This window comes from Flavonifractor sp. An100 (assembly GCF_002161175.1).
GTDB lineage: Bacteria > Bacillota > Clostridia > Oscillospirales > Oscillospiraceae > Lawsonibacter.
Window position 1 is genome coordinate 43215 of record NZ_NFMA01000014.1, and the last position, 24941, is coordinate 68155.

Genomic DNA, 24941 nt, shown 5'->3' on the forward strand with positions numbered 1-24941 from the left:
CATGGGTTTTTTTGACAAACTGAAGAAAATCAACATTTTTGCCAGCTTCGGCTCGGAGCTTACCGACGACTTCTACGACGAGCTGGAGGAGTCTCTCATCCTGGCGGACACCGGGATGGACACCACCCTAGAGCTGGTGGAGGAGCTGCGCCGTCGGGTGCGCGCCCAGGGGATCAAGACCCTGGAGCAGGCCCGCTCCTGCATGGTGGAGGTCATCGCCGACGCCCTGAACGCCGGGGAGCCGGGACTGGACCTGTCCACCACCCCTTCGGTGATCCTGTTCATCGGAGTCAACGGAGTGGGCAAGACCACCACCATCGGCAAGATCGGAGCCCAGCTGCGCCGGGAGGGAAAAAAGGTCCTCTTCTGCGCTGCCGATACCTTCCGGGCCGCAGCCGCCGAGCAGCTGACCATCTGGAGCGACCGGGCGGGAGTGGATATTGTCAAGCAGCACGAAGGGGCGGACCCCGCCGCCGTGGTCTATGACGCCATGTCCGCAGCCAAGGCCCGCAAGACCGATGTGGTGCTGGTGGATACCGCCGGGCGGCTGCACAACAAGCAGAACCTGATGAACGAGCTCAACAAGATCTCCCGGGTCATCGACCGGGAGGGCCCCGGCTGCGCCCGAGAGACCCTGCTGGTGCTAGACGCCACCACGGGACAAAACGGTCTCATCCAGGCCAAGCAGTTTAAGGAGGCTGCCGGCATCACCGGCATCGTCCTGACCAAGCTGGACGGTACCGCCAAGGGAGGCATCGCCATTGCCATCGCCAAGGAACTGGGTGTGCCTGTGAAGTACGCTGGCGTGGGAGAGGGCGTGGACGATCTGAAGCCCTTCGACGCCCGGGAATTTGCCCAGGCGCTCATTTAAGAGCGGATCGGCCGTGATCGAGGAGATTTCGTTGCCGGTATCACCGGTTAGGTTAAAAAGCAGACACAAAAAAGGAAAATTTCTCCCTTTAATTTACATCCTGTCAATACATTCCCCGGTCGAATTGTGATACAATAGGGAAAAATTTGCGGAGAGGAAGTCGTGTATGTCCAGAATTGACGGACGGGCCAACGATCAGCTGCGCCCCATCGAGATCATTCCCAACATCAACAAGTTTGCGGAGGGCTCCTGCCTCATCCGCTGTGGTAATACCCACGTGCTGTGCACTGCCAGCGTGGAGGACAAGCCGCCCCGCCACGTCCCCGAGGGGGAGGGCTGGGTCACTGCTGAATACTCCATGCTCCCCCGGGCCAACCGGGAGCGGTCCCGCCGGGACATCTCCAAGCTGAAGCTCAATGGGCGCAGCGCGGAGATTCAGCGGCTCATCGGCCGGTCCCTCCGGGCGGTAGTGGATATGAAAAAATTGGGACCTTGGAACATTACGGTGGACTGCGACGTCTTACAAGGAGACGGCGGTACTCGCACCGCCTCCATCACCGGGGGCTTTGTGGCACTGATGCTGGCCTTTCGGAAGATGCAGCAGGAGGGCCTGCTCACCGAGCTACCGGTGAGCGGCTATGTGGCGGCGGTGTCCGCAGGGGTCATCGGGGATGTGCCCATGCTGGATCTGTGCTATGAGGAGGACTCCCACGCCATGGTGGACCTCAACTGCGTGATGGACAGCCAGGGCCGTCTCATTGAGATCCAGGGTACCGGCGAGGGCCGTCCCTTTACCCTGGAGGAGCAGCAGCAGCTGGTGGAGCTGTGTGCCAAGGGCATCCGGGAGCTTCAGGCGGTCCAAAAACAGGTTTTGGGCTGAGAAAAGGGAGGGAGAACTGGTGGCACATCTGTTTGAAACGGTCATGCTGATCTGCTTCGGCCTGTCCTGGCCCTTCAATATCTATAAATCGCTGCACGCCAGAACCGCCAAGGGAAAGAGCCTGCAGTTTGAGATTTTGGTGGTGATTGGCTACCTCTTTGGACTGGCGGGTAAGTTTGTGTCTGGGGACGTAACCTACGTGGTGGCGGTGTACATTTTGGACCTGGTGATGGTGTGTACCGATATCACCCTTACCCTGCGGAACATGAAGTTGGACCACATGGCAGAGAAAGAGAAGGTGCAGGGATGAATCAACTGGTTCTGGCCAGCAAAAACCCCAAAAAGCTAGTGGAAATGAATGCTATCCTCTCCCAACTGGGGGTGGAGGTCTGCTCGGAGTCGGAGGCAGGAGTGGATGTCGAGGTGGAGGAGACGGGAACCACTTTTGAGGAAAACTCCCTGCTCAAGGCCCGGGCAGTGATGGAGGCCAGCGGGATGCCGGCCATTGCCGATGACTCCGGGCTGTGTGTGGACGCGCTGAACGGGGCCCCGGGCGTTTATTCCGCCCGGTACGGCGGCGAGGGTTTGGACGATGTGGGCCGCTACCGTCTGCTGCTGGAGAACATGCGGGGGCAGATGCCCCGGACGGCCAAGTTTGTCTCAGTGATCACCTGCTGTTTCCCCAATGGGGATGTGATTACCGCCCGGGGGGAGTGCCCGGGAACCATCGCCTTTTCCCCCATGGGGGAAGGGGGATTTGGCTATGATCCGGTGTTTTTCCTGCCCTCCCTGAAAAAAACCTTTGCCCAGCTCTCCCCAGAGGAAAAGAACGCCATCTCCCACCGGGGCAAGGCCCTGGAGGCCTTCCGGGTCAAGCTGGAGGACTATCTCAAACAGGAATAAACAGAGAGGAATTTCACACTATGGATCTGACAAGTAAACAGCGGGCCCAGCTCCGGGGCCTGGCCAACTCCATCGACACCATTTTGATCGTGGGGAAGGACGGCATCGGAGACAACCTGGTCAAGCAGGCCAACGACGCCCTGGAGGCCCGGGAGCTCATTAAGGGTCGGGTTTTGGAAAACTCCATGCTCTCCCCCCGTGAGGCCGCCGAGGCCCTGGCTCCCCTGACCCGCAGCGAGGTGGTGCAGGTCATCGGGACAAAATTTGTCCTCTACCGGCCCAGCCACAACAAAGACAAAAAGGACAAGATCGTGCTGGTGCCGGACAAAAAACGGAACTAATGCCAGACCGGCAGGGACCGGAACAAGAAAAAAGGTGGTGCCTGTATGAAAATCGGAATCTACGGCGGAACCTTCAACCCGCCCCATCTGGGGCATCTGGCGGCGGCCAAATATGCCGTTCAGGTTTTGGGCCTGGACAAGCTGCTGCTCATCCCTGCGGCAATCCCTCCCCATAAAGCGCTGCCTGAGGGCACACCCGCGGCCCAGCACCGATTGGCTATGGTGGAAATCATGGCGGATGCCATGGCCATGCCGAACATCGTGGAGGTGTCTGATATGGAGCTGCAGCGCCAGGGGAAGAGCTTTACCTCCGATACCTTAGCTGAGCTGCATCAAAGGTATCCCAAAGCGGAGCTTTGGCTGCTCATGGGGACGGATATGTTTTTGACTCTCCACCGCTGGCATGAACCTAAGGCCATTTTGGATCTGGCGGGGGTGTGTGCCTTTGGCCGTACCGAGCAGGATGGGGAGGAGCTGTTTGCCCCCCAGCGGGATTACCTGAAACAGGAATTTGGGGCCAAGATTGTCACGGTGACCATTCCCAACCTGGTGGATATTTCCTCCACCCGGCTGCGGGAGCTGCTCTCTGGAGGAGCGGGGCGGGAATACCTGCTCCCGGCTATATACGGTTATATCTTGCGCAACCAGCTCTACGGTACTAGCGCCGATTTGAAGCACCTGGCGCTGCCGGAGCTGCGGGCCTGCTCCTACTCCATGATCCGGCAAAAGCGGGTGGCCCATGTGATAGGGGTGGAGGAAGAGGCGGTCCGGCTGGCCCAGCGGTGGGGAATCGATCCGGAACCGGCCCGGCATGCCGCTATCCTCCATGACTGTACCAAGTATTTGGAGCTGCCCGAGCAGCTACAGCTGTGCCGGGAGTATGGAGTGGAGTTGGACGAGCTGGAGCGACGGGCAGTCAAGCTGTTACATTCCAAGACAGGGGCATGCATTGCCCGGGCGATTTTTGGAGAACCTGATGAGGTGTATGAGGCCATCTTCTGGCACACCACCGCCAAGGAGAACATGACCACCTTGGAAAAGGTCATTTATCTGGCCGATTACATAGAGCCCAACCGGGATTTTGACGGGGTGGAGCGCTTGCGGGCGCTGTGCTACCGGGATTTGGACCAGGCACTGCTGTTGGGCGTAGAGACAACCATTCAAGAGATGGAGGAGCGAAAGGCCCCCATTCATGCAAAAACACTGCTGGCGCGGAATTGGCTGCGTGAGCACGGAGTGACCATAGAGGAATGAGACAGATGAGCGAACAAAAGCAAACCAGCAAGCACGGCAAGCGGGAGTCCTCCGTCCGGCAGGGGGGCTCCCTGGGACAGTATTGGCAGCGTTATCGGGCCTGGGTAGCCGGTATGACCCGGGGACAGCGGATCCGCTACCGGATTCTCCAAGTAGCGACGGTGATTGCCATTTTAATTATCGCAGTGTTTCTGGGCCTGAGGGCCTGGATTCGCCTGCCCTCTGTGCCCAATCTTCCCACCGAGGGGGAGGGGACCGTGGTAGAGGGGGAGGACGGAGTGACCTTTGACGGGGCCCAACTCCCCAATGTGGCCAAGAGTGGCCGTAAAGACGGTTTTTATACCTTCCTGGTGGCAGGCCGGGACGTGGCCAGCGGGTCTACGGATACCATCCTGCTGTTCACCTTTGACACCCAAAACAAGGTGCTCAAGGCTCTGAGCATCCCCCGGGACACCATGATCAATACCAGTGCCACCAGCAAGCGAATCAATTCAGTGTATGCCCGGAACCGGGGCTCCTCCGATCTGCCGGAAGCGGAGCGAGTGAACCGGGGTATGACAGCCCTGAAGCAGGAGGTCAGCAAGATCACCGGTGTTTATCCGGATTTCTATGTCTTCCTGGAGTGGGATGCCGTGGGTGAGTTGGTGGAGGCCCTGGGCGGCGTGTACTTTGACGTTCCCTTTGACATGGACTATGACGACCCCTACCAGGATCTGCACATCCACCAAAAAGCGGGCTATCGCAAGCTGAATGGGGATGACGCCATGCAGGTGGTGCGCTGGCGGAAGAACAATACAGGCAGCTCCGGCGGCGATGTGGCCCGCATCAAGGTGCAGCAGGCATTTTTGTCTGCGGTACTGGACCAGTGTCTCCAGCCCTCCACGCTGCTCAAAGCCCCCTCTCTGGCCCAGATCTTCCTGGACAATGTGGAGACCGATCTGTCCATCGGCAATATTTTGGCCTTTGCCCAGTTGGCGGTTGGCATGGATCCAGAAAATGATGTTTCCTTTACCACCATGCCCTATGCCAATGCCTGGTATAACGGGGCCTCTATGGTGACGGCGGTGGAGGATGAACTGCTGGTCATCCTCAATGATGGAATTAACCCCTATCTGGATCAGATTCAATCCAGTGATCTACAGCTGATGTATAAAAAGAGCGACGGCAGCTACGGTGTGACCAACGCCACCCTGGCGGATCCCAAGATGGGACGGGTGTCCAGCAGCAGTTCCGGCTCGTCCTCCCAGAAGGAGGACGAGGAAGCCGGCCAGCTTCCAGACAGCTCCCAAAGCGGTGATACCTCTCAGCTACCCGATGGCTCTCAGAGCAGCAGCGGTCAGAATCCTGACGGTTCCCAGGGCGGCAGCAGCAGTCAGAACCCGGACGGTTCCCAGGGCGGCAGCGGCGGTCAGACGCCCGACGGCTCTCAGAGCGGCAGCGGCAGCCAGACACCCGATGGCTCGCAAAGTGGCAGCGGCAGCCAGACACCCGATGGCTCGCAAAGTGGCAGCAGCTCCCAGGGTGGAGCGAGCAGCCAGGGCGGCAGCGGTGCTTCCGGTGGGGATTCTTCTCAGTCTTCCAGTTCTGCCCAGGGTGATGATGATCTGGAGTTTGGCCAGCCCAAGGAGGAGACGCAGGCGGAGACTGACCCCTTCAGTCTTCTGGACCCGGATAAGGTGCTGCCCGACCCCAATGCACCTCAGGACCAGTGGGGACTAAACTCGGTGGCTTATGTCCCGTCAGAGACAGACTATGCAGCATAAGCCTGTGAGCGGCGACGAAAGGAGAATGACGATTGACTTCCTATGAGATGGCGATTCTTCTGGCCAAGGCGCTGGACAGCAAAAAGGGCCAGGATATCAAGGTGCTGAAGACGGAGGAGCTGACCACACTGGCAGATTACTTTGTGATTTGCACCGCTACCTCCAACACGCAGATTAAGGCCATGTCGGACGCCTGCGAGGAGGAAATGGAAAAGAATGGGGAACAGGCCCACCACATCGAAGGACATCGGGGAGGCACCTGGCTGCTGATGGACTTTTCCAGCGTGGTCGTCCATGTATTTACGGATGAGGCGCGGAAATTCTATGATTTGGAGCGGCTTTGGGGAGATGCCCAGGCCGTGGATCTGGGCGAGGTTCTCAAACCCAACTAAAGAGAAGAAAAAGAACGACCGCGATCCACTGATCGCGGCCGTTGCTTTTTTATTATTTTCCCCTCAGAATCACCAGAGCGTTAGGACAGTTGACCACTTCGTTGACTGGGTCGTCTCCACCATACTCTCCGTCAATGGTCCATGGGATAGGCTTATCACAGGTGAAGACCAGATGGGAGGCCTGAAAGTGGACGCGCGCCCCGGCGCTGGAGGGGTTGGGCCCCAGAAGGGTCTGGAAGCCGTTGGCCAGATCGGCCACACTCACAGGCTTTTTGATCAAATCCACCTCAAACAGCCCGTCGTCCAGCACCACATGCTCACTTTTGGGAATGCGGATGCCCCCTATGGAGTAGGCGTTGCTTACCATACCGAAGAAAAAGTCGTCCTCCAGCACATTGCCGTCGTACTCCACCTTCAGGTGGTAGGGGGTGATGGTGGGGAGGGAGGCGATCCCTTCAATTACATAGGCCAGATGACCAAAGGTGTTTTTCATGTCCTGCGGGGTTTCGTAGGCCACCTGGGTGAAAGCGCCGAAGGCGGCCACATAGACAAAGGGTTTCCCATTGAGCTTGCCAATATCACTGGCGCGGGGGACCCCCTTACCCGCGGCAATGGCAGCGGCCTGGATGGGAACCCGGGGCAGATCCAGGGTGGTGGCGCAGTCATTGGTGGAGCCGAAGGGGATATAGCCCAGCAGAGGGGGATGCTCCAGATCCATCAGACCGGTAACCGTCTCGCTGAGGGTGCCGTCCCCTCCCGCGCAGACGACCCGGTCAAACTGGGGGCTAAGCTCCCGGGCTGCCCGGGTGGCGTCTCCCATCCCCTGGGTAGGGTAGGTGGTGACCAGCCAACCCTCTTTGGTAAACACATTCAGCACAGGTGAGAGCCCTTGAGCCACAGCTCCTTTCCCGGCAGTTGGATTGTAGATGAACAGCAGTCGCTTCAAGACAGTTCCTCCTTGGGGTAATACAGGTAAAAATCCATTCCAGTAGACATTATTATAGAAAGTTGCAAAGAAAAATCAAGGTATGTGGACAAAAATTTAACCTTTCTTAATTCCAAAGCGGAGAATTGAGAGGGAAAAAGCGTAGGGGTTGCACAGCGGAGAAAAAACGAGTAAAATGTGGAAGCAAACTGCTTACAATGAGGTGTGAGAGAAATGGATCGGAAAACCTTGGCCGCGGCCTTCCCGGTGACCGTACCGGTGCTGATGGGATACCTGGCCATCGGCATGGCCTTTGGCCTGATGCTCCAGTCGGCAGGATATGGTGTGGTGTGGGCCCTGTTGATGAGTCTGACCATCTATGCCGGCTCGGGACAATATTTGGGTGTATCCCTGTTGGCCACGGGGGCATCCCTGCCCCAGGTTGCCTTTTTAACGTTAATGGTGAATTTCCGCCATCTGGTCTATGGACTGTCCATGCTGGAGAAATTCCGAGGAATGGGGCCGCAGAAGCTATATATGATGTTTTCCCTTACCGATGAGACCTATGCCCTGCTCAGCGCCGCCAAACCGCCCCAGGGCGTGGATGAGCACCGGTACTATCTGGCCATCGCCATGCTGGACCATAGCTATTGGATTTTAGGCTCTGTTTTAGGCTCTTTGGCTGGAGCTGCCCTGGGCTTTGACACCACAGGGGTGGACTTTGCCATGACTGCGTTGTTCCTGGTGATCGCAGTGGGCCAGTGGCGTGCGGCGGGCAGTCATCTCCCGGCTCTGTTGGGCGGTGGAGCCACGCTGATCAGCTTGCTGCTGGTGGGGGCGGAAGAAATGCTCCTGCCCGCGCTGGGTATGATCGTGCTGGCCCTGGTGCTGCTGCGGCCTCGTCTGACGCAGCAGGAGGTGCCGAGCAAGGGGCAGAAGGAGAACGGGGAGGCGAGCACATGCAGCTGACAACTGGACAGGCCATCGCCTCCATCGCTGTGATGGCGCTGGTCACCTTTTTGACCCGGGCGCTGCCCTTTGTCCTCTTTGACCGGGGGGAGCATCCACCGAAGGTAGTGATGTATCTGGGGCAAGTCCTACCCCCTGCCATCATTGCCATGCTGATCGTCTATTGCCTGAAGGGAGTATCCTTTGCCACCCCGGCCGGGTGGGCGCCCTCTCTGCTGGCGGGCGGAACAGCGGTGTTGCTCCATCTGTGGAAGGGGAATGACCTGCTGTCCATTTTTGGGGCCACTGTGCTGTATATGGTGTTGGTCCAGGCAGTGTTTTAAAGACAACGCAAGAAAAGTTTGGAGAAATCAACGATGACACAAGTAACTGCGCCGCTGCAACAGCGGCTGACAACCTTAGATCAGGAATTGGAGATGCTGCTCCGCCGCCGTTTAGAGCTGGAAGCGGGGCCTGGAACAGAGAGCACGGGCTATGAGCGGTGCAAAGCGGCCATGGCGGCGGCACGGCCCCCGGTGGAGAATCCCCGGGTGGTCTATCAGGGAGTGGCCGGGGCGTACAGCGAGATGGCGGCCTTGGCCTTTTTCGGAACGCAGGCCCAATGCCGAGGGATGGAGCGCTTTGAGGATGCCTTTGAGGCGGTGAGTAAGGGAGAGGCGGACTATGCCGTCCTGCCCATTGAAAACAGCTCCACCGGTGCTATTCGCCAGGTCTACGAGCTGATGAGCCAATATGAGCAATACATCGTGGGTGAGGACACGGTCAAGGTAGAGCACTGCCTGATGGCGCCCAAGGGGGCTACCCTGGATACCATCACCCATGTCTATTCCCATGAGCAGGGATTGTTCCAAAGCGACCGCTTCCTGGCCCAGCACCCCAACTGGAAGCAGATGCCCTTTGGGGATACAGCGGGCAGTGCCCAGTATGTGGCCCAGACTGGGGATATTACCAAGGCGGCCATTTGCTCGGAGCGGGCGGCAGAGCTGTATGGCCTGGAGATTTTGTACCGGGGAACCAACCATAACAGCAACAATACCACCCGCTTTGTGGTGGTCTCCCCGGTGATGGAGCTGCGGCCCCAGGCGGATAAAATTGCCGTGGTACTGTCCGTCCCCCACCGGGTGGGCAGCCTGCAGCGTATTTTGACCATATTCCTGCTCCATGGACTGAATTTGATGAAGATTGAATCCCGACCCATGCCGGGAAAAAGCTGGGAATATCTGTTTTTCCTGGAATTTAGCGGAAGTCTGACAGGAGCGGGGATGGATGCAGCCCTTCAGGAGTTGTCTCAGGCGACCTCTTATTTGCGGGTACTGGGTAACTATAAAAACAGCATTTAACCCCTAAGTGAAGCATGAGGATAGAAGAACGGATGCTCTGCCAAACTCTTTGACCCGAAAAGGGGGAAGTGACATGGCAAAAAATGTACTCATCACCGGCGCGTCCCGGGGAATCGGGGCCGCCGCAGCCCGGCGCTTTGGAGCGGCGGGCTGGAACGTAGCCCTGAACTATTGCCGCAGCCGCGCGCAGGCCCTGGCGCTGGCGGCGGAGCTGTCTGCCAGCGGAGTGGAGGCGGTGGCACTGGAAGGGGACGTGTCAGACCCGGACCAGGCCGCTGCACTGGTGGCGGCAGCGGAGGCGTTGGGGCCTCTGGATGCATTGGTGTGCTGTGCCGGGGTTGCTCTGCCCCAGCAGCTGCTCACCGATACCACTAACGAACAGTGGCGCAAGGTCATCGGTGTGGATCTGGACGGGGTATTCTATACGGTTCGGGCCGCCTGCCCTGGGTTTGTGCGCCGGCAGGGTGGGGCCATTGTTACGGTCTCCTCCATGTGGGGGGAGACCGGAGGGTCCTGCGAGGTGGCCTATTCTGCTGCAAAGGCAGGGGTGGAGGGCCTGACCCGGGCGCTGGCCAAGGAGTTGGGGCCCTCTCACATCCGGGTCAACTGCGTGGCGCCTGGGGTAATCAATACAGAAATGAATGCCCATTTAACGGCCGAAGACCTGGGCACGTTAGGGGAGGAGACTCCCCTGGGCCGCATTGGGACGCCGGAAGAGGTGGCGGAGGCCATTTTCTTTTTGGCGGACAATAACAGCTCCTTTATCACCGGACAGATCCTACGGGTGGATGGCGGAATGGTGATTTGATGGCAGGATCCGATTGCGTAAGCCGGGATTTCCTGGTATAATAGGCGTCAAAAGGTATCCAAATGGTTATTATGCGGAATAATATTCCGAATGGTTATGGCACGCAGCAGAAAGGAGGACTGCCATGGGCCGATTTCGTGGGGGATACAGCAGCTACCGGGGCCGGAGAACCGTTACCGATATCCTGAAATGGATCGCCATTGTTTTGGGGGTGTTGGTGGTCCTGTTGGTAGGTGTGCTGGTGTTCGGGCAGGATTATTTGGTTTTTACAGATAATGGTCTGCAATGGCGCACACCTCTGGCGTCGGGAGAGCAGAAAGAACAGACACAGGAACAGCAAGATGTCAATGTGGTGATTCAGCCGCCGGCCGGAAGTCAGGATACCCAGGAGGAGCCGCCTGCGGGCAGCCAGACTTCGCAGGAAATGAAGGCCCAGGAGCTGCCGGTATCCGCTGTGGTGGACGGTACAGCCCAGGGACTGCTGGAGCAGGCGGGTGCCAACGCTTTGATTTTGGAAATGAAGGACAGCCAGGGACAGCTGGGCTGGTCCTCCCAGCTGCCGTTAGCGGTTCAGGATGGAGTAACCAGCTCTCAGGCTGGAGTCAATGAGGCGCTCCAGACCTGGAACCAGGGTGAGATCTATACCATTGCCAAGGTGTGCTGTTTCCGGGATAATACCATGCCCTATCAGCATAACAGCATGGCCCTGCGGGCCAACTACGGGAATTGGCGGGACGAACAAAAGCTGCGGTGGATGAACCCGGACAGCCAGGAGGCCGTGGACTATTTGGCTGGGCTGTGCGGAGAGTTGGCCCAGCTTGGATTTGATGAACTTGTACTGGAGTGTCCGGCATTCCCAACCCAAGGGAATTTGGAGGCCATTCAAACTGATGGCAGCTACGCCTCCGGTGCCTTTGCCACAGCAGTGGAGCACTTTTTAGCCCAGGTAGAGCAAGCGGTGGAGCCCTATGGGACGGTACTGTCTCTCCAGGTTACTCGGGATCAGGTGGAGCAGCAGGGGGCGGTCAGTGGTTTGACAGGGGCGGTCCTGGAGCAGTATGCCCAGCGCGTCTGGGTGGAGGAGAACGCAGTTTCCCAGTTGTTGGAGTCCGGGGAAGATGCATCGGCTCGGTTACAAATTGTGCAGTTACAGACAAATGATCAGGGAACGTGGAACGCCCTTGGGCTGTTACCTGGGACATAATGGAAGAGCCTACGAGCTTCGGATTGCAGAAAAATGCATTTCGAAGCTCGTGGTCTTTCATGGCAAAAAAATATAATAAAATGAAAATGAATCTCATTGTATAAAAGATGTGATAATGTCGAGAGGTGAGAGGCGAAAAATGGAAGAAAATGAAAAATGAGGGTCAAGAGGACACAGTGTCCCAAAATAGAAAGAAAGTTCAACAAAATATCCCTTGCATTTCTGGGGATTATCACATACAATAAATGCTATACAAGTTTTTGTGCACACTAGTTAGAGGCGAAGGTGGTGAGAACTATGGCAATGGAGGAAATCCAAAAGGTGACCCAAGTGGAAGCCGAGACCAAACAGCGCCGGGAGGCGGCTCAGGCGGAGAGTAAGCAAAAAATCCTGATCGCACAGCGGGCGGCCCAGAGGACTCTGGAAGAGGCGCGGGCAGAAGCGGAGGGAGAGGTCCGTCAGCAGATGGCCCAGGCGGAAGCTGAGGCAGCCCAGTCCGCCCAAAAGGTAATGGAGCAGGCCCGGCAAGCCTGTGAGACCATGAAGCAGCAGGCCAGGCAGCGCCTGGACCAAGCGGCCGAATTGATCGTAGAAAAGGTAGTGAATCGCTGATGGCCATCGTGAAAATGAAACATCTACAGCTGATCGCTATGGTAGAGGAGCGGGAGAACTTGCTCCGGACACTCCAACGATTGGGCTGTGTAGAGATCGATGAAGCGTCGGTGGAGCTAAAGGGGGATAGCGGCACAGCACAGGAGCAAGAGGGATTGCTCCGGCAGCTGGAACAGCAGCTGAGCCGGCCAGACGCCAAGGCACTGTCCCAGGCCCGAGAGGAGCAATCTCAGGCGGAACGAGCCCTGACGGTGCTCAAACGCAGTGCTCCGGCAAAGGGCAGCTTTTTAAGCCCCAAGCCCACCCTGCGGGAGGAAGAACTGTTTGACTCTACGCTGGCCTGCCAGGCAAAGGCAGGGGCGCAGGAGGTCAACGGGACGGACCAGCGCGTCCATGCCATTGAAGGGGAGCAGAGCAAATTGGCGGCTCAGCGGACGGCATTACTTCCCTGGGCCAGTCTGGACCTGCCCCTGGAGACCACTTCCACCGACCAGGTTACCATCCAATTTGGCACTCTGCCTGCCGCCCTGCCCTTTCCTCAGGCAGAGGAGGCTGTGAGCCAGGCAGGAGAGCTGGCACAGCTCACCCTGGCCTCTACCGACCGGGATAACCACTACTGCCTGTTGGTGTGCCACGCCAGCCAGGCGGAGGAGGTGCTCCAGACGTTGAAGGAGCTGGGCTGGTCCCGGGCCAACCTGCGGGAGTGCACCGGAACGGCGGCGGAAAACATAAGCCGGCTGGAGCAGGAAAACCAGACGCTGGAACAGGAGAAAATTCAGCTAAAGGAGAGGCTCTCCAAGCTGGGCGATCTGCGTCCCACCCTACAGAAGCTGGCGGACCGGGCCCAGGCGGAGGCCAAGCGGGAGGAGTGCAGAGGACGTACGCTGGATACCAACCTGACCTTCTATCTGGAGGGCTGGGTACCTGGACAGCGCTGGGAGGAATTGAAGAAGGAGCTCTCCCAATATCCCTGCGCCTACGAAGTCAAAGATCCCACCCCGGAGGAGTATCCCCAGGTGCCGGTGCAGCTGAAGAACAACTGGCTGACCCGCCCCCTGAACATGGTTACTGAGATGTACTCCCTGCCGGCCTATGGTTCCCTGGACCCCAACCCCCTGATGGCCCCCTTCTTCATCCTGTTCTACGGGATCATGATGGCGGACATGGGCTACGGCCTTCTGATGATGCTGGCCTCGGTGGTGGTTCTGACCAAGAAGAAGCCCAAGGGAGGTATGGCCCACTTCTTCGGCCTGCTGGGGCTGTGCGGTGTGAGCACCTTTATCATGGGCGCGGTCACCGGTGGCTTCTTCGGCGATTTCCTGACCCAGTTGACTACGCTCATTAACCCCGACAACCCCATCACCCTTCCCGCCCTGTTCACCCCCCTCAACGATACCATGATGATTCTGGTAGGGGCTATGTGTCTGGGCTTTGTCCAGATCCTCACCGGTATGGCCATCAGCTTTTATAAAAAGCTGCGGGATGGCCAGGTGATGGATGCCATCTGGGAGGAGGTCACCTGGTGGGTGGTCTTCGCCGGTCTGGCCCTGGCCATTCTGGGAACCACCAATCTGGTGCTCATTGTAGGCGGCGTGATGGTGGTGGCTGGACCCATCCTGACCCAAAAGGGCTTTGGAAAGATCACCGGCATTTTCGGTTCCCTTTATAACCACGTGACGGGCTATTTCGGAGACATCCTCTCCTACTCCCGTCTCATGGCCCTGATGCTGGCCGGTTCGGTCATCGCCCAGGTGTTCAACACCCTGGGAGCTATTCCAGGGAACATTGTCATCTTCATCCTCATCTCCCTGGTGGGCAATACCCTGAACTTTGCGCTGAATCTGTTGGGCTGTTACGTCCATGACCTGCGTTTGCAGTGCCTGGAGTACTTCAACAAATTCTACCAGGACGGCGGAAAACCCTTCCGTCCCCTGGATCTAAATACAAAATACTACGAAATAGTCAAATAACGAGGAGGACGACACTATGGAGTCAATGGACATGAATCAATTGGTAGCATTGCAGCAGAGCCTGACCTTCTTGGGCAGCATCGGCGGCCTGGCCCTGGCCCTTCTGGGCGCTGGCCTGGCGGCGGTGCTCAGCGGCATCGGCTCGGCCAAGGGTACCGGTATTGCCGGCGAGGCGGGCACCGGCCTTCTGTGTGAGGACCCCAGCAAGTTCGGTAAGGTCATGATCCTTCAGGTTATCCCTGGTACCCAGGGCCTGTATGGTCTGGTGGTGTGGTTCTTCGCCGTGTTCCGCATGGGCCTGCTCTCCGGCACTCTACCCGATCTGACCATCGCCCAGGGCATGCAGTATTTCGTGGCCTGCCTGCCCATGGCGCTGGGCGGCCTGTTCTCCGCTATCGCCCAGGGCCGTGTGGCTGCTGGTTCCATCAACATTCTGGCCAAGAAGCCCGATGACTGGTCCAAGGGCATGGTGCTGTGCATCACCGTAGAGTTCTACGCCATCCTGTCCCTGCTGGCCTCCATGCTCATGATCATCAACATCAGCGCCTAAAGCTGGGAAAGGACCGGCGTATGGAAGGAATCGAAAAAATCACAGAAAAGATTATCCAGGATTCCGAGGCAGAGATCACCCAACTGCTGGCTCAGACCGAGGAAAAGGTCCAGGCCATCGGTGAGGCGGCCCAGGCCCAGGCGGACAAGGAGACCGCAGAAATCCTGGCCAGAGGTGAGAAGGCAGCCCAGGAACGTCTGGAGCGGCTGAAGTCCGCGGCGAAAATGGAGACACGGAAGCTGGAGCTGGCCGCCAAGCAGGAGGTGCTGGGCGAGGCCTTTGACCTGGCTCTGGAAAAGCTGTGCGCCCTGCCCGAGGAGGAGTACATCGCTCTTCTCATCCGTCTGGTGTTGGAGGCCTCCTCCAGCGGCAAGGAGCAGCTGGTGTTTTCCCCCAAGGACCGCACCCGGGTAGGTAAGCAGGTGGTAGTGGGCGCCAATGAGGCCATGGTGAAGGGCATTGCTCCCGAGCTGCCGGACGCCATCACCGACACCAAGGTAGGAGCCTTTTTGGGCAAGGTGGTCAATTCCACCACGGCCATGGTCACCGGAACCGGGATGCTCACCCTCAGCGAGGAGACCCGCAACCTGAAGGGCGGCTTTATCATGGTGGACGGAGACGTGGAAATTAACTGCGCCTTCGAGACCCTGGTACGTCTGCAACGGGAGAAGCTGGAAAAGGAAGTAGCCCAGATCCTGTTCCCCGGGAACTGAGCGTTCAAGGGGCAGCGGAAGGCTGTCCCCGCAGCGGAGGGGGAAAAACGCTCCTCCGCTGCGGACAGCAGGAGTAACGAAGTGATCGGGCTTTTGCCGTGAGGCACAGGCCGGAGATACGGAGTTTACGACGACGAAAGGAGGGATACTTTGTCCCACCAAAAAGATACGGATTATCTCTCCATCTCCGCCCGAGTCCGGGCCATGGAGAACCGGCTGCTGACCCGGGAGCGCATGGACCGCATGATTGAGGCCCGGGATACCGGGGAGGCCATGAAGGTGCTTACCGAGTGCGGCTATCCGGATAGCGGCTCCCTGGAGTCCGCACTGGCCCAGGTGCGGGCGGAAACCGTTCGGGATCTGGAGGGCGCGGTGCCCGACCGGCGGCTGGTGGAGATTTTTCAGCTGAAATATGACTATCACAACGCAAAAGCGATTTTAAAGGCCCAGGCCATGGGGCAGGATGTCCACCGTCTGCTGCTGCCAGGCGGCCGCTATGACGGCGAAGGCCTTCTAGAGGGCTGGCGGCGGGAGGATATGCGGGGCTGCTCTGAGGCCTTCCAGCGGGCGATGGCCCAGGCCTGGACGGTGCTCAGCGAGAGTAAGGATCCCCAGCAGGCCGATCTGGTTTTGGACCGGGCCTGTTACAGCGAGATGGCCCAGCTGGCCAAGGAGATGGGGAGCCCCTTCCTGGAGGGCTATGTCCGTCTGTGTGTGGATGTGGCCAACCTGCGTACCGCCGTCCGGGTCAGCCGGATGGGCAAGGAGGGAGACTTCCTGCGCCAAGTGCTGCTGAGCGGAGGCACGGTGTCCGAACAGGCCATTGCCTCCGCCCGGGGTGACGCCCTGGGTGAGGTGTTCCGCTCTGGGCCGCTGGCCCAGGCCGCTGAGGCGGGAGCCAAGCTGGCCCAGCCCGGCGGAGGTGCCCTCACCGCCTTTGAGCGCATGTGTGATGACGCGGTGACCGCCTACTTGGCTGCCGGCCGCCGGATCCCCTTTGGGGAACAGGCGGTGGTGGGCTATCTGTATGCCCGGGAGGCGGAGCTGACCGCTATCCGCACCATTTTTGCCGGCCGGGCGGCAGGGCTGGACGGAGATACCATCCGTGCCCGGCTCCGGGAAACCTATGTATAAGGGGGTTGGAGCATGTATAAGATCGCAGTGATGGGCGACATGGACAGCGTCCTGGGTTTTAAGGCCCTGGGCCTGGAGGTCTGCCCGGTATCCAACCCTGAGGAGGGCCATGAGGCCCTGCACCGGATGGCCAAGGAAAACTACGCGATTATCTATATGACGGAACAACTGGCCGCCAAGCTGGGGCCGGATATTGCCCGTTATAAAGATGCCCTCACCCCGGCCATCATCCTCATCCCCGGCAAGGAGGGCTCTCTGGGCATTGGCATGGCCAACGTAAAACAATCGGTGGAGCGGGCCGTGGGCGCCGATATCCTGTAACGGCCGCTCCTGTTCTGCTTGGAAATTTGCTTCGAAAGAAGGTTTAGCCTATGGGAAAGATCGTCAAGGTCTCCGGCCCGCTGGTGGTAGCCACCGGCATGGAGGAGGCGAACATGGCCGACGTGGTCCGTGTGGGCGAGCAGCGTCTGATCGGTGAGATCCTCACCATGTCCGGCGGCTCAGCCTCCATCCAGGTCTACGAGGAGACCTCCGGCCTGGGCCCCGGCGCCGACGTGGTCACCACCGGTTCTCCCCTGTCGGTGGAACTGGGCCCCGGCCTGGTGGAAAATATTTACGACGGCATCCAGCGTCCCCTGGAGGTCATCATGGAGAAGGTCAAGGGCAACAACCTGCCCCGCGGCGTAGAGGTGCCCGCCCTGGACCGGGAGAAGAAGTGGGAGTTCACTGCGGTGGCTAAGGCCGGCGACCAGGTGGTGGGCGGCGATATCATCGGTACCGTCCAGGAGACCCCCTCCATTCTCCATAAAATCATGATTCCCCCCAAGATGAAGGGCAAGATCGTCTCCATCCAGAGCGGCTCCTTCACCGTCACCGAGACGGTGGCCGTGCTGGAGCAGGAGGACGGCTCCCAGGTGGAGCTGCCCATGATGCAGAAGTGGCCCGTCCGTGTGGGCCGCCCCTATAAGCACAAGTATCCCCCCGTTATCCCCCTGCAGTCGGGCCAGCGAATCGTGGACACCTTCTTCCCGGTGGCCAAGGGCGGTACTGCAGCCATTCCCGGCCCCTTCGGCTCGGGCAAGACAGTGATGCAGCACGCCCTGGCCAAATGGTCGGACGTGGACCTGGTGGTCTACATCGGCTGCGGCGAGCGCGGCAACGAGATGACCGACGTGTTGCGGGAGTTCCCCGAGCTGGTGGACCCCCGGACCGGCGAGTCCCTGATGAAGCGGACCGTCCTCATTGCCAACACCTCCGACATGCCCGTGGCCGCCCGTGAGGCCTCCATCTACACTGGTATCACCATCGCCGAGTATTTCCGGGATATGGGCTACGCCGTAGCCGTTATCGCCGACTCCACCTCCCGCTGGGCCGAGGCTCTACGTGAGATGTCCGGACGTCTGGAGGAGATGCCCGGCGAGGAAGGCTACCCCGCCTACCTGTCCTCCCGTCTGGCCCAGTTCTACGAGCGGGCCGGTTCCGTGTCCTGCATCGGTTCCGACGAGGACCGCCGGGGCAGCCTGACCGCCGTGGGCGCGGTCTCCCCTCCGGGCGGCGACCTGTCCGAGCCCGTCTCCCAGGCCACCATGCGTATTGTAAAGGTGTTCTGGGCCCTAGACGCCTCTCTGGCCTACCGCCGTCACTTCCCCGCCATCAACTGGCTGAACTCCTACTCCCTGTATCTGGACTCCCTGAAGCCCTGGTACGATGAGCACCTGGGCAAGGACTTCCTGCAAAACCGGGAATGGGCCATGTCCGTCCTCCAGGAGGAGGCCAGCCTGAACGAGATCGTGCAGCTGGTAGGTAAGGACTCCCTGTCCGCCAAGGACCAGATCACCCTGGAGACCGCCAAGATGATTCGGGAGGACTTTTTGCAGCAGAACTCCTTTGTGGATATTGACTCTTACTCCGAGTATGACCGCCAGGCCCGTCTGTTGGCTATGATCCGTCAGTACGATACCCAGTGCCGGGCGGCTGCGGAACGGGGCGGCGCCATTGCCCAGCTGTTTGCCATTCCCGTGCGGGAGAAGATTGGCCGGGCCAAGTCGGTACCCGCCGACCAGTATAAGGACGATTACGCCAACCTCCTGGTGGAGATGGAGGAGGAAATCACGGCCATCGCCGAGAAGGGAGAGGATGAACTGTGATTCGAGAATATAAGACGATCCAGGAGATCTCCGGTCCTCTGATGGTGGTCAACCGGGTCCAGGGGGTCACCTATGACGAGCTGGCGGAGATTGAGCTCAGCGACGGTTCCGTCCGGCGCTGTAAGGTGCTGGAGGTCAACGGCGACTCCGCTGTGGTGCAGCTGTTTGAGGCCTCTGCCGGTATCAACCTCTCCCAGTCTAAAATCCGTTTCCTGGGCCATCCCCTGCAACTGGCGGTATCCGGCGATATGTTGGGCCGGGTGTTTAACGGCATGGGACAGCCCATCGACGGCGGCCCCGCCATCCTGGCCGACGAATACCGGGATATTAACGGCCTGGCCATGAACCCTGCCGCCCGGAACTACCCCAACGAGTTTATTCAGACGGGTATCTCCACCATCGACGGACTGAATACCCTGGTCCGCGGTCAGAAGCTGCCCATCTTCTCCGGTTCCGGCCTGCCCCACGCCGCTCTGGCTGCCCAGATCGCCCGTCAGGCCAAGGTGCTGGACGGGGAATCCAACTTCGCTGTGGTCTTTGCCGCCATCGGTATCACCTTCGAGGAGTCGGAGTTCTTCGTCAGCGAGTTTAAGCGCACCGGCGCCATCGACCGTACCGTGCTGTTCACCAACCTGGCCAATGACCCCGCCGTGGAACGTATCGCCACCCCCCGTATGGCTCTGACCGCCGCGGAATACCTGGCCTTTGAGAAGAACATGCACGTGCTGGTCATCCTCACCGATATCACCAACTACGCCGAGGCCCTGCGTGAGATCTCCGCAGCCAAGAAGGAGGTCCCTGGCCGCCGTGGCTACCCCGGCTACCTGTATACCGACCTGGCCACTATGTACGAGCGTGCCGGACGGCAGGTGGGTAAGGAGGGGTCCATCACCATGATCCCCATCCTGACCATGCCCGAGGACGACAAGACCCACCCCATCCCCGACCTGACCGGCTATATCACCGAGGGCCAGATCATCCTCTCCCGGGAGCTGTACCGCAAGGGCATCAATCCTCCCGTGGACGTGCTGCCCTCCCTGTCCCGTCTGAAGGATAAGGGTACTGGCGCGGGCAAGACCCGTGAGGACCACTCGGGTACCATGAACCAGCTCTTTGCCGCCTACGCCACCGGTAAGGAAAACAAGGAGCTGATGTCCATTCTGGGCGAGGCGGCTCTGAGCCCCACCGATCTGCTCTACGCCAAGTTCGCCGATGAATTTGAAAAACGCTACGTCTCCCAGGGAACGGATGAGAACCGCTCCATCTTTGAGACCCTGGACCTGGGCTGGGAGCTGCTGAGTATCCTACCCAAGGGAGAGCTCAAGCGTATCAAGCCGGAGCTGATCGACAAGTATCTGCCCAAGAAAGACTAAGGGGGGATTTTGATGCCAAGCGCAACCATCAATCCCACCCGCATGGAGCTGACCCGGTTAAAGGGACGGCTCAAGACCGCCCAGCGGGGCCATAAGCTGCTGAAGGACAAGCGGGACGAGCTGATGAAGCAGTTTATGGACGTGGTGCGGGAAAACCGGGAGCTGCGCCGCCGGGTGGAGGAAGGGCTGATGCGGGCCCACGGTTCCTTTACCGTAGCCGCCGCCCTCATGTCCCCGGAGATGCTGGAGCAATCTCTGCTCTATCCCAAGCAGAGCGTGGAGCTGGAGATGACCTTCCAAAACGTGATGTCTGTGGACGTCCCCCAGTATCAATTTCATACCACCAGCCAGGACCCAGGTGAGGTTTATCCTTACGGCTTCGCCCAGACCAGCGGTGAGCTGGATGACGCGGTGGACGCCATGTCTCAGGTGTTCCGGGATATGCTCCGCCTGGCAGAGGTGGAGAAGACTTCCCAGCTGCTGGCAGAGGAAATTGAAAAGACCCGCCGCCGGGTCAACGCTCTGGAGTATGTGAAGATCCCGGAGATGCAAAGCAGCATCAAATATATCTCCATGAAGCTGGATGAGAATGAGCGTGCTAACACCATTCGTCTGATGAAGGTGAAGGACATGATTCTCAAGGAGGCTATTCTGGAGAAACGGGAAGCAGACGAAAAAGTGCTGGAAGCGTTTCATGAGACTCCAATCGAACTATAACCAACAAAAAAGCCGCCAGACCCAACTGGGCCTGGCGGCTTTTTTGTGTTGCTCAAAGGGTGAGAATTTTTTGCCGGTAGACGGCTCGATACAGCAGCAGGGCCACCACGCAGGAAAGAAGCTCTGCCAAAAAGAGGGAGAAGAACACCCATGCAGGATACAGGTAGATTAGCAGCAGTGCAATGGGAAGCAGCAAAATGATCTGGCGCAGCAGCGCCACCCACAGGGAGTGGGCATTGCGGCCCAGGGACTGGAGGGTGGCAGAGCAGATAATGCTCACCGCCGCAATGGGGAAGGAGAGGGCAGTCATACGCAGGGAGGGAACCCCCAGGGTAAGCGCCTCCCCGCTGGCCTGGAAACAAATCCGGAGCAGGGGACCGGCAAAGATCCACAGGAGCAGGGAGCCGAGCAGAGCGGTGGATACGGCGGCCAGAAATCCCACATGGATGGAGCGGGAGACCCGGTCCCGGTCCCGGGCTCCGTAATTGTAGCTGATGATGGAAATCAAGCCGTTGTTGACGCTGAACACGGGCATAAAAACGAAGGATTGCAGCTTGAAATAGACGCCAAGCACCCAGACGGCAAGCTCGGACCACAGCGTCAAAATGGCGTTCAGGCCCAGGGACATCACGCTGCTCAGGGCTTGGATCAAAATGGCAGGGGCGGCGATGCGGCACATTTCCCTCGCCAGAGCCGGTTGAAAGCGGAAGCCCCGTGGGGTGACGTGAAACTGGTGGCGGATGCGGCGGACGAGGATCAGACCGATCAGGCCGCCGGTAATTTGGCCGATTACGGTTGCCACGGCGGCGCCGGTGACCCCCATATCAAAGACGAAAATAAATATGGGGTCCAGAATGATATTGAGGAGGGCGCCTGAGCCCTGTACAATCATAAATCCGGCCGGGTGTCCGGTGGACTGGAGAATCCGTTCACAGGGGAACTGGGTGCATACGCCAAAGGAGAAGCAGCAGCACACGCGCAGATAGGCGGTGCCTTGGGCAATTACTTTGGGGTTGGAGGTACAGGCACGGAGATAAGCGCCGCTGGCTAGCAGGCCAAATAGAAAAAACAGCGCCCAGCAGAGGAAAAAGAGGAGAAACCCATGGATGACAGCAGAATTGGCCTCCTCCGGCTTTTGTTCTCCCAGCCGTCTGGAAAGCATGGCGCTAAAGCCCACTCCCGTGCCTACGCAGAAGGCGACCAATAGAGTCTGAATGGGATAGGCGTAGGACAGGGCCAGAAAGGCGTCCTCACTGACGCGGGTGACGTAGATGCTGTCCACCAGGTTATAAACCGCCTGCATCAGCATGGAGAGCATAATGGGCCAGGACATGGAACAGACCAAACGGCCCACAGGCATGGAGCCCAGGATATTTTCATTCTGCAACGCAGTCACCCTTTCACTAAAAAAGCAAAGAAAAAACGGGCTCCGAAGGGAGCCCGTTTACCGAAACCCAAGGAAAATCTCCGTGGGGACGGCGGGCCGTGGGCACGGAGAGACATCGTAAGGCTAGTATAGCAAGGAGAGATGGGGAAGTCAAGGGTCCCGTTGCATCATGGCCGTGGGGCAGGGAAAGAGAAAAACATGGAAATTTCCTTGGGAAGGACTTGACAAATCCTGTGGATTGAGCTATCCCGTTGAAGGTTAGTTAACGCTAACCGATTTTTCACACAATTAATTACCTGAAGCTAACTATTGAGAATCAACGATGAAGGATGTTTGATTAGGTGGACAACATGACATTGAACGATGCATTGGAAGGCAAAGAGTATGTAATACAGCAGATCGACACAGAGGACGAAGAGTTAAATTCTTTTTTGTTCTCTCTTGGCTGTTATGCGGGAGAGCCCATCACAGTGGTATCCCATCGTAAGGGTGGCTGCGTCGTCTCCATTAAGGATGGCAGATACAATATTGATAAACAGTTGGCAGATGCCATTCAGATTTAGGCCCTTGGCATGCGGGAATCCCGTGCATCGGGATACCCAATGGTTAGCTATAGGTAACTAAAAGACCCGTGTTGTGATCATTTGGGAGAAATCAATTAAATAGGAGGAATATCAATGAGAATTGCGTTGACCGGCAATCCAAACTCTGGAAAAACCACCATGTATAATGCCCTGACCGGGCGGAATGAAAAGGTGGGCAACTGGGCAGGCGTCACCGTGGAGAAGAAGGAGCACGCGATCAAGAAGAACTACGTCAGCACTTCGGAAGAGCTGATTGCGGTGGATTTGCCCGGCGCCTATTCCATGTCCCCCTTTACCTCTGAGGAGAGCATCACCAGCTCCTATGTGCGCCATGAGCACCCCGATGCCATTATCAACATTGTGGATGCCACCAACCTGAGTCGAAGCCTGTTTTTTACCACCCAGCTGCTGGAGATGGGGATTCCGGTGGTGGTAGCGCTCAACAAGAGCGACATCAATGGGAAAAAAGGAACCACCATTGATGTTCATGCACTGTCGGAAAAGCTGGGATGTCCGGTGGTGGAGACGGTGTCAACCACTGCCGAAGGTCTGCAAAAGGCCGTGGATGCGGCTGTGGGGCTGAAGGGGAGAGGGCAAATCGCTCCCTACGTCCAGGGAGACGTTGACCTGAGCGACAAAAAGGCGGTGGAGGAGGCCGACCGTAAGCGCTTTGCCTTCGTCAACCAGCTGGTGTCCCAGGTGGAGAAGCGGAAGGTGCTCACCAAGGATAAGGGGACCGATGACGCCATCGACGCAATTCTGACCAACAAATTTTTAGGGATTCCCATTTTTGCCGCCGTCATGTACCTGGTCTTCCAGATCTCCCAGGTTTGGGTTGGGCCTCTGGTGGCGGACACCCTGGTGGCCTGGATCGAAACCTTCCAAGGTTGGGCGGGCGAACAGCTGGCGCAGGCCAACCCCCTCCTCTCGGCCCTGCTGGTGGACGGCATCATCGGCGGCGTAGGCGCCGTGGTGGGCTTTTTGCCGCTGGTCATGGTCATGTACTTCCTCATCGCCCTGCTGGAGGACTGCGGCTATATGTCCCGGGTCTCGGTGGTGCTGGACCCCATTTTTAAGAAGGTGGGTCTGTCCGGCAAGTCGGTGATCCCCTTTGTCATCGGCACCGGCTGTGCCATCCCCGGCGTTATGGCCAGCCGTACCATCCGAAACGAGCGGGAGCGCCGGGCCACTGCCATGCTCACCCCCTTTATGCCCTGCGGGGCCAAAATCCCCGTCATCGCCCTGTTTGCCGGAGCCTTTTTTGATGACGCCGGCTGGGTGAGCTTTACCATGTACTTCACCGGCATTGTCCTGATCTTCCTGGGTGCCCTGCTGGTCAATAAGATCGCCGGATACAAAAACCGCAAGTCCTTCTTTATCATTGAGCTGCCGGAGTATAAGGTCCCCTCTTTGTGGTTTGCCTTTAAGGCCATGTGTGCCCGGGGCTGGGCCTATGTTGTGAAGGCGGCTACCATTATCCTGCTGTGTAACACCGCCGTGCAGGTGATGCAGACCTTCAACTGGAGCTTCCAGGTGGCGGAGACCGCCGACAGCTCCATCCTGGCTTCCATTGCCGGACCCTTTGCCTATCTGCTGGTGCCCATTGTGGGTGTGCTCAGCTGGCAGCTGGCCGCCGCCGCTGTTACCGGCTTCATCGCCAAGGAGAACGTGGTGGGCACCCTGGCTGTGTGCTTTGTGGGCCTGGAAAACTTCATCGATACCGATGCCCTGGAAATGATGGAGGGCGCCGGAGCCGAGGTGGCAGGGGTTATCGCTATTACCAAGGTGGCCGCCCTGGCTTACCTGATGTTTAACCTCTATACCCCGCCCTGCTTCGCCGCCATCGGCGCCATGAACTCGGAAATGAAGAGCGCTAAGTGGCTGTGGGCCGGTATTGGACTGCAGCTGGGTACCGGTTACACGGTGGGCTTCCTGGTCTATCAGATCGGTACTCTGATCACCACCGGCGCGCTGGGGGCGGGCTTCCTGCCTGGCCTGGTTGCGGTGCTGGTGTTTGCCGGAATCCTGGTACACCTGTGCATGAAGACAGAGCGGGATTTGAAGCAGGAATACGCACTGAGTGCAGTGAGAACATAATGATGGA

General features: G+C 58.6%; 26 protein-coding genes. 24 read left to right on the forward strand and 2 right to left on the reverse strand.

Going from position 1 to position 24941, the window contains the following annotated elements; genetic code table 11:
* The first annotated feature begins 1 nt into the window (after window position 1).
* The 8 genes from ftsY (at window position 2) to rsfS (ending at window position 6404) form a co-directional block, all read left to right on the forward strand.
* Complete coding sequence (ftsY, locus tag B5E43_RS09190) at window positions 2-871, forward strand: signal recognition particle-docking protein FtsY (protein ID WP_087396022.1); 870 nt, start codon at window positions 2-4, stop codon at window positions 869-871.
* A 166-nt stretch (window positions 872-1037) separates the two neighbouring features.
* Window positions 1038-1751 (forward strand): ribonuclease PH, encoded by a 714-nt coding sequence (rph, locus tag B5E43_RS09195; RefSeq protein ID WP_087396024.1) that lies wholly within the window; start codon window positions 1038-1040, stop codon window positions 1749-1751.
* A 19-nt stretch (window positions 1752-1770) separates the two neighbouring features.
* Window positions 1771-2061, forward strand: a complete 291-nt coding sequence (locus B5E43_RS09200; protein ID WP_206406972.1) for a hypothetical protein — start codon at window positions 1771-1773, stop codon at window positions 2059-2061.
* Entirely contained in the window at window positions 2058-2654 is a 597-nt protein-coding gene (locus B5E43_RS09205; RefSeq protein ID WP_087396026.1) for an XTP/dITP diphosphatase, read from the forward strand. Before B5E43_RS09200 ends, B5E43_RS09205 begins: the two co-directional genes overlap by 4 nt.
* Window positions 2655-2674: 20 nt before the next feature.
* Window positions 2675-2995 carry a YhbY family RNA-binding protein gene (locus B5E43_RS09210; protein ID WP_087396028.1) on the forward strand — a complete coding sequence of 107 codons (321 nt, stop codon included), beginning with the start codon at window positions 2675-2677 and terminating at the stop codon, window positions 2993-2995.
* Window positions 2996-3040: 45 nt separating this feature from the next.
* The gene (nadD, locus tag B5E43_RS09215) at window positions 3041-4249 is read left to right on the forward strand and encodes a nicotinate (nicotinamide) nucleotide adenylyltransferase (RefSeq protein WP_087396030.1); all 1209 of its coding nucleotides are present in this window, start codon (window positions 3041-3043) and stop codon (window positions 4247-4249) included.
* A gap of 5 nt (window positions 4250-4254) precedes the next feature.
* The gene (locus tag B5E43_RS09220) at window positions 4255-6012 is read left to right on the forward strand and encodes an LCP family protein (protein ID WP_158099010.1); all 1758 of its coding nucleotides are present in this window, start codon (window positions 4255-4257) and stop codon (window positions 6010-6012) included.
* 32 nt (window positions 6013-6044) lie between these two features.
* Window positions 6045-6404 (forward strand): ribosome silencing factor, encoded by a 360-nt coding sequence (gene rsfS, locus B5E43_RS09225; protein ID WP_087396033.1) that lies wholly within the window; start codon window positions 6045-6047, stop codon window positions 6402-6404.
* Between the two features lie 52 nt (window positions 6405-6456).
* Here the strand turns inward: rsfS and B5E43_RS09230 are convergent, their stop codons facing one another.
* Window positions 6457-7350, reverse strand: coding sequence for a YegS/Rv2252/BmrU family lipid kinase (locus tag B5E43_RS09230; RefSeq protein ID WP_087396035.1), 894 nt, complete (start codon window positions 7348-7350; stop codon window positions 6457-6459).
* Between the two features lie 213 nt (window positions 7351-7563).
* Between B5E43_RS09230 and B5E43_RS09235 the strand changes: the two genes are divergently transcribed.
* From B5E43_RS09235 to B5E43_RS09300, 14 genes are all read left to right on the forward strand, one after another.
* A complete protein-coding gene (locus B5E43_RS09235) occupies window positions 7564-8298 on the forward strand; it encodes an AzlC family ABC transporter permease (protein WP_087396037.1) in 735 nt (244 codons plus the stop codon).
* Window positions 8289-8621, forward strand: a complete 333-nt coding sequence (locus B5E43_RS09240) for an AzlD domain-containing protein (protein WP_087396039.1) — start codon at window positions 8289-8291, stop codon at window positions 8619-8621. The genes B5E43_RS09235 and B5E43_RS09240 overlap by 10 nt, the downstream gene beginning before the upstream one ends.
* A gap of 33 nt (window positions 8622-8654) precedes the next feature.
* Complete coding sequence (locus B5E43_RS09245) at window positions 8655-9638, forward strand: prephenate dehydratase (RefSeq protein ID WP_087396041.1); 984 nt, start codon at window positions 8655-8657, stop codon at window positions 9636-9638.
* Between the two features lie 73 nt (window positions 9639-9711).
* Window positions 9712-10446: a 3-oxoacyl-ACP reductase FabG gene (fabG, locus tag B5E43_RS09250; RefSeq protein ID WP_087396043.1), complete on the forward strand. Its 735-nt coding sequence runs from the start codon at window positions 9712-9714 to the stop codon at window positions 10444-10446.
* Between the two features lie 124 nt (window positions 10447-10570).
* Window positions 10571-11650, forward strand: a complete 1080-nt coding sequence (locus B5E43_RS09255) for a putative glycoside hydrolase (protein WP_087396045.1) — start codon at window positions 10571-10573, stop codon at window positions 11648-11650.
* 297 nt (window positions 11651-11947) lie between these two features.
* Window positions 11948-12262 (forward strand): hypothetical protein, encoded by a 315-nt coding sequence (locus B5E43_RS09260; protein ID WP_087396047.1) that lies wholly within the window; start codon window positions 11948-11950, stop codon window positions 12260-12262.
* A complete protein-coding gene (locus B5E43_RS09265) occupies window positions 12262-14232 on the forward strand; it encodes a V-type ATP synthase subunit I (protein WP_164475085.1) in 1971 nt (656 codons plus the stop codon). Before B5E43_RS09260 ends, B5E43_RS09265 begins: the two co-directional genes overlap by 1 nt.
* Before the next feature lie 25 nt (window positions 14233-14257).
* The gene (locus B5E43_RS09270) at window positions 14258-14782 is read left to right on the forward strand and encodes a V-type ATP synthase subunit K (protein ID WP_206406974.1); all 525 of its coding nucleotides are present in this window, start codon (window positions 14258-14260) and stop codon (window positions 14780-14782) included.
* Window positions 14783-14802: 20 nt separating this feature from the next.
* Entirely contained in the window at window positions 14803-15495 is a 693-nt protein-coding gene (locus tag B5E43_RS09275; protein ID WP_087396051.1) for a V-type ATP synthase subunit E, read from the forward strand.
* Window positions 15496-15645: 150 nt separating this feature from the next.
* Window positions 15646-16629, forward strand: coding sequence for a V-type ATPase subunit (locus B5E43_RS09280; RefSeq protein ID WP_087396053.1), 984 nt, complete (start codon window positions 15646-15648; stop codon window positions 16627-16629).
* A 12-nt stretch (window positions 16630-16641) separates the two neighbouring features.
* Window positions 16642-16950 (forward strand): V-type ATP synthase subunit F, encoded by a 309-nt coding sequence (locus B5E43_RS09285; RefSeq protein ID WP_087396055.1) that lies wholly within the window; start codon window positions 16642-16644, stop codon window positions 16948-16950.
* A 50-nt stretch (window positions 16951-17000) separates the two neighbouring features.
* Complete coding sequence (locus tag B5E43_RS09290) at window positions 17001-18776, forward strand: V-type ATP synthase subunit A (protein ID WP_087396057.1); 1776 nt, start codon at window positions 17001-17003, stop codon at window positions 18774-18776.
* Complete coding sequence (locus tag B5E43_RS09295) at window positions 18773-20149, forward strand: V-type ATP synthase subunit B (RefSeq protein ID WP_087396059.1); 1377 nt, start codon at window positions 18773-18775, stop codon at window positions 20147-20149. Before B5E43_RS09290 ends, B5E43_RS09295 begins: the two co-directional genes overlap by 4 nt.
* Before the next feature lie 12 nt (window positions 20150-20161).
* A complete protein-coding gene (locus B5E43_RS09300) occupies window positions 20162-20866 on the forward strand; it encodes a V-type ATP synthase subunit D (protein ID WP_087396061.1) in 705 nt (234 codons plus the stop codon).
* A 52-nt stretch (window positions 20867-20918) separates the two neighbouring features.
* On the opposite strand, the gene B5E43_RS09305 is transcribed toward B5E43_RS09300, so the two are convergent.
* Window positions 20919-22253, reverse strand: a complete 1335-nt coding sequence (locus B5E43_RS09305) for an MATE family efflux transporter (protein ID WP_087396063.1) — start codon at window positions 22251-22253, stop codon at window positions 20919-20921.
* Window positions 22254-22603: 350 nt separating this feature from the next.
* Between B5E43_RS09305 and B5E43_RS09310 the strand changes: the two genes are divergently transcribed.
* Both B5E43_RS09310 and B5E43_RS09315 read left to right on the forward strand, forming a co-directional pair.
* Window positions 22604-22816 (forward strand): FeoA family protein, encoded by a 213-nt coding sequence (locus B5E43_RS09310; RefSeq protein ID WP_087396065.1) that lies wholly within the window; start codon window positions 22604-22606, stop codon window positions 22814-22816.
* Between the two features lie 114 nt (window positions 22817-22930).
* Window positions 22931-24934: a ferrous iron transporter B gene (locus B5E43_RS09315; protein ID WP_087396067.1), complete on the forward strand. Its 2004-nt coding sequence runs from the start codon at window positions 22931-22933 to the stop codon at window positions 24932-24934.
* Window positions 24935-24941 lie beyond the last annotated feature (7 nt).